General features: G+C 40.3%; 4 protein-coding genes. All 4 read left to right on the forward strand.

Going from position 1 to position 4,273, the window contains the following annotated elements; translation table 11 throughout:
* The coding region (trmFO, locus tag AC1DSB_RS15135; protein ID WP_477587021.1) for an FADH(2)-oxidizing methylenetetrahydrofolate--tRNA-(uracil(54)-C(5))-methyltransferase TrmFO at window positions 1-1,167 on the forward strand (1,167 nt) is incomplete at its 5' end.
* A 166-nt stretch (window positions 1,168-1,333) separates the two neighbouring features.
* Window positions 1,334-2,227 (forward strand): tyrosine recombinase XerC, encoded by an 894-nt coding sequence (gene xerC, locus AC1DSB_RS15140; RefSeq protein ID WP_016427616.1) that lies wholly within the window; start codon window positions 1,334-1,336, stop codon window positions 2,225-2,227.
* A gap of 31 nt (window positions 2,228-2,258) precedes the next feature.
* Complete coding sequence (gene hslV, locus AC1DSB_RS15145) at window positions 2,259-2,807, forward strand: ATP-dependent protease subunit HslV (RefSeq protein WP_016427615.1); 549 nt, start codon at window positions 2,259-2,261, stop codon at window positions 2,805-2,807.
* The gene (hslU, locus tag AC1DSB_RS15150) at window positions 2,804-4,198 is read left to right on the forward strand and encodes an HslU--HslV peptidase ATPase subunit (protein ID WP_477531006.1); all 1,395 of its coding nucleotides are present in this window, start codon (window positions 2,804-2,806) and stop codon (window positions 4,196-4,198) included. Before hslV ends, hslU begins: the two co-directional genes overlap by 4 nt.
* Window positions 4,199-4,273 lie beyond the last annotated feature (75 nt).

Consider the following 4,273-nt stretch of genomic DNA (forward strand, 5'->3'; position numbering starts at 1 on the left):
GAGTTAGTATGTTCAAATTCTTTACGTGCGAACACATTAACTAATGCTGTCGGCGTCATTAAAGAAGAAATGAGAATGCTGGACTCCGTTATAATGGGTGCTGCAGATCAATGTGCTGTCCCTGCGGGTGGCGCTCTTGCGGTAGATCGTCATGAATTTGCGGGGTATGTAACAGAAAAAGTGAAAAATCATCCTCTTGTTGAAGTCATCAATGAGGAAGTAACTGAAATTCCTGAAGGCATTACCATTATTGCTACAGGACCATTAACTTCTCAGGCTTTGGCTGAAAAGATACAACAACTGACTGGTCAGGATTATTTATACTTTTATGATGCAGCTGCCCCAATAGTTGAAAAAGACAGTATTAACATGGACAAGGTTTATGTGAAATCCCGCTATGATAAAGGGGAAGCAGCATACATCAATTGTCCGATGACAGAAGAAGAGTTTGACCGTTTTTATGAAGCTCTGATTTCTGCTGAAGTAGTGCCTTTAAAAGAATTCGAAAAAGAAATCTATTTCGAAGGTTGTATGCCGTTTGAAGTGATGGCTGAACGTGGGAAAAAGACTTTATTATTCGGTCCAATGAAGCCAGTTGGACTGGAAAATCCGAGAACTGGCAAGGTTCCTTTTGCTGTTGTACAGTTGCGACAAGATGATGCAGCAGGCACTTTGTACAACATTGTCGGATTTCAGACACATTTAAAATGGGGTCCACAAAAACAAGTTTTGCAGTTAATTCCAGGTTTGGAAGATGTGGAAATCGTCCGCTACGGCGTGATGCACCGTAATACGTTCATCAATTCACCAAGAGTTTTGAAACCTACATATCAACTAAAGACAAATGATCAATTGTTCTTTGCGGGACAAATGACAGGTGTTGAAGGATATGTTGAATCAGCCGGAAGTGGCTTGATAGCAGGGATAAACRCTGCAAGATTAGCTTTGGGGGAAGAATTACTTGTATTCCCTGAAGCTACCGCACTAGGCAGTATGGCTCGCTATATTACAGAAGCTGATCCGAAAAACTTCCAACCGATGAACGTCAACTTTGGTTTATTCCCTACTTTGTCGCAACGGTACAAAACGAAAGAAAAGCGTGGAGAGAAGCAAGCTGAACGTGCACTTGGCACAATTCAAAATTTTATGAATTCATATTCGATTTAATTGCTGAAAGCCTCTAATTATTGTTATAATTTAGAGGCTTTTTACTTTGTCATATTTATAAATTCGTATACAATTCATTTTTCACGTGTTTTGCCATCCAGCTGCTCCGGCTGTTTCAAGACGGGACGGTTCCTGGCGCTTTAACTATTTGGAGGTGCAGACACCTATGACTCCCTTAGAAGCTTTGTCTCAATTTAAAAGCTATATCCAGCTTGAAAAGAACTATTCAGAACACACTGTTCGAGAATACGAATCGGACTTACTGTACTTTTTTGATTTTTTACAATCAGAAGGTATTACAAGCTTACATGATGTCGAATATATTCACGCTAGACTGTATGTGACAAAACTGTACGATGAATCACTTTCACGTACTTCGATTTCCAGAAAAATATCTGCGATCCGTTCTTTCTTCAAGTTTGGCAACCGGGAATTCGGTTTAAAAGAAGATGCATTTCGCTCGTTATATCATCCCAAAAAAGAGGAACGACTTCCTCATTTTTTTTATGAAGAAGAGTTACAACAACTATTCCAGGCAACTGAAGGCGAAGAACCCATGGTGCTTCGTAATCGGGCAATCCTTGAAATGTTGTATGCAACCGGAATTCGGGTAAGCGAGTTAACATCTTTGGAAGAACGCGATATTGATAAGCGTCTCGGCATCATGAGAGTAATGGGTAAAGGCAGAAAAGAGAGATATGTACCGTTTGGTCAGTTTGCTCAAGATGCGTTGGAACTCTATATGGACGAAGCGCGTCCTAAATTAATGAAACAAGCTAAACACAATTTTGTATTTACAAATATGCGTGGTCAGCCTTTGACTCCGCGTGGTGTTAGATATATACTGAGCGACTTAGTGGAAAAAGCAGCATTGCATACTAAAATCTATCCGCATATGTTGCGGCATACATTTGCAACACATTTACTGAACAATGGAGCCGACTTGCGTACTGTCCAAGAATTACTTGGGCATAGTCATTTGTCTTCGACACAAGTTTATACACACGTAACGAAAGAACATTTGCGAAGAACTTATATGAATGCACATCCTAGAGCATAATGAAGGATGAGCTAAACGAGAGGTGAACTTCATGGGAGAAATACATGCAACCACGATTTTTGCGATTCAGCATAAAGGAAAATCTGCAATGTCTGGCGATGGTCAAGTTACTTTAGGAAATCAAGTTGTCATGAAGCATACAGCAAAAAAAGTTAGACGCTTATACAACGGTCGAGTGCTTGCAGGTTTTGCTGGATCAGTGGCAGACGCTTTTACTTTATTTGAAATGTTTGAAGCGAAATTGATGGAATACGATGGCAACTTACAAAGAGCTGCAGTCGAACTTGCCCAACAATGGAGAGGCGACAAAATGTTACGAAGACTTGAAGCGATGTTGCTCGTGATGAATAAAGAAACACTTTTATTGGTTTCAGGTACTGGTGAAGTAATTGAACCCGATGATGGCATTTTAGCAATCGGTTCTGGTGGGAATTTTGCATTGGCAGCAGGACGTGCACTGAAACAATATGCTGGTGAAACATTGAATGCCACCGAAATTGCCAAAGCAGCACTTACAACTGCAGCTGATATTTGTGTATTTACCAATCATCAAATTATTGTGGAGGCGTTAAGTGAATGAATAAACAACAGTTAACACCAAAACAAATAACCGAGCACTTAGACCGTTTTATTGTCGGACAAAAAGAAGCTAAAAAATCAGTAGCTGTAGCGTTGCGAAATCGCTATCGTAGAAGTTTGTTGTCTGATGAGATGAAAAATGAAGTTATACCGAAAAATATACTGATGATTGGTCCTACTGGTGTCGGTAAAACGGAAATTGCGAGAAGAATAGCTAAACTTACGAACGCACCGTTTATCAAAGTAGAAGCCACCAAGTTTACAGAAGTTGGCTATGTTGGCCGTGACGTGGAATCAATGGTTCGTGATTTAACAGAAGCGGCTGTACGTATAGTCAAAGAAGAAATGACTGAAGGCGTAAAAGCACAAGCTGAGCGATTGGCGAATGATGCCATCGTCCGTCTTCTCGTACCATCCTTGAAAAAGAAACATAATACGCAAAATCCATTTGAAATGTTATTTGGTCAAAAAGCAGAACAGGAAGAACCTGCAAATGACGATACAGACATTCGTTTAAAACGCTCCCAAATTGCCGAAGACTTAAGAGACGGTAAATTGGAAGATGAATGGGTAAACGTAGAAGTTACAGAACAGGCTCCTTCCATGTTTGATGCCTTCCAAGGCTCTGGGATGGAAAGTATGGGGCAGAATATGCAAGATGCATTATCTAACCTGATGCCGAAGAAAAAGAAAAAGCGCCGCTTGCAAGTGAAAGATGCACGACGAGTCTTAACTCTAGAAGAAGCTCACAAGCTTATCGACTCAGAGGAAGTAGCTCAAAAATCCATCGAACGTGCCGAGCAAACGGGAATCATTTTTATTGATGAAATCGATAAGATTGCGAGCAAGGGGGGCAACGGTTCATCTGCGGATGTTTCGCGTGAAGGTGTACAACGTGATATATTACCGATTGTAGAAGGATCGACTGTTCAGACGAAGTATGGTGCAGTCAAAACTGACTACATGCTTTTCGTAGCTGCTGGAGCATTTCACACAGCAAAGCCTTCGGATTTAATACCGGAACTACAAGGACGCTTCCCAGTCCGTGTGGAACTTGAAAAGTTAACAAAAGATGATTTTGTTCGTATTTTGAAAGAACCAGATCATTCATTGATACGCCAGTACAAATCTTTGCTGGAAACTGAAGGGGTAACGCTTGAATTTACTGACAGTGCAATTGAGCGAATTGCTGAAATTGCAACAGAAGTGAATCAAGAGTCCGATAATATAGGTGCACGTCGATTGCATACGATTTTGGAGAAGTTACTTGAAGAGCTTTCTTATGAGGCTTCTGACATTGCTCCCGCGCATATCGACATTACTCCTGTATATGTCGACCAAAAACTTGGAAATATCGTAAAAAACAAAGATTTGTCACAATTTATTTTGTAATGTAAGTTATAGCTATTCCCAAAACAATTAAAAACCTTTAGAATATTTAATAAATAGCAGTACCCAATATAGGAG

It is taken from the genome of Paenisporosarcina sp. P4_E4_2 (assembly GCF_056401595.1).

What these genes read in the sequence shown, in the direction of transcription:
- xerC (WP_016427616.1), top strand. Translation starts at nt 1,334, where the DNA reads ATGACTCCCTTAGAAGCTTTGTCTCAATTTAAAAGCTATATCCAGCTT.
- hslV (WP_016427615.1), top strand. Translation starts at nt 2,259, where the DNA reads ATGGGAGAAATACATGCAACCACGATTTTTGCGATTCAGCATAAAGGA.
- hslU (WP_477531006.1), top strand. Translation starts at nt 2,804, where the DNA reads ATGAATAAACAACAGTTAACACCAAAACAAATAACCGAGCACTTAGAC.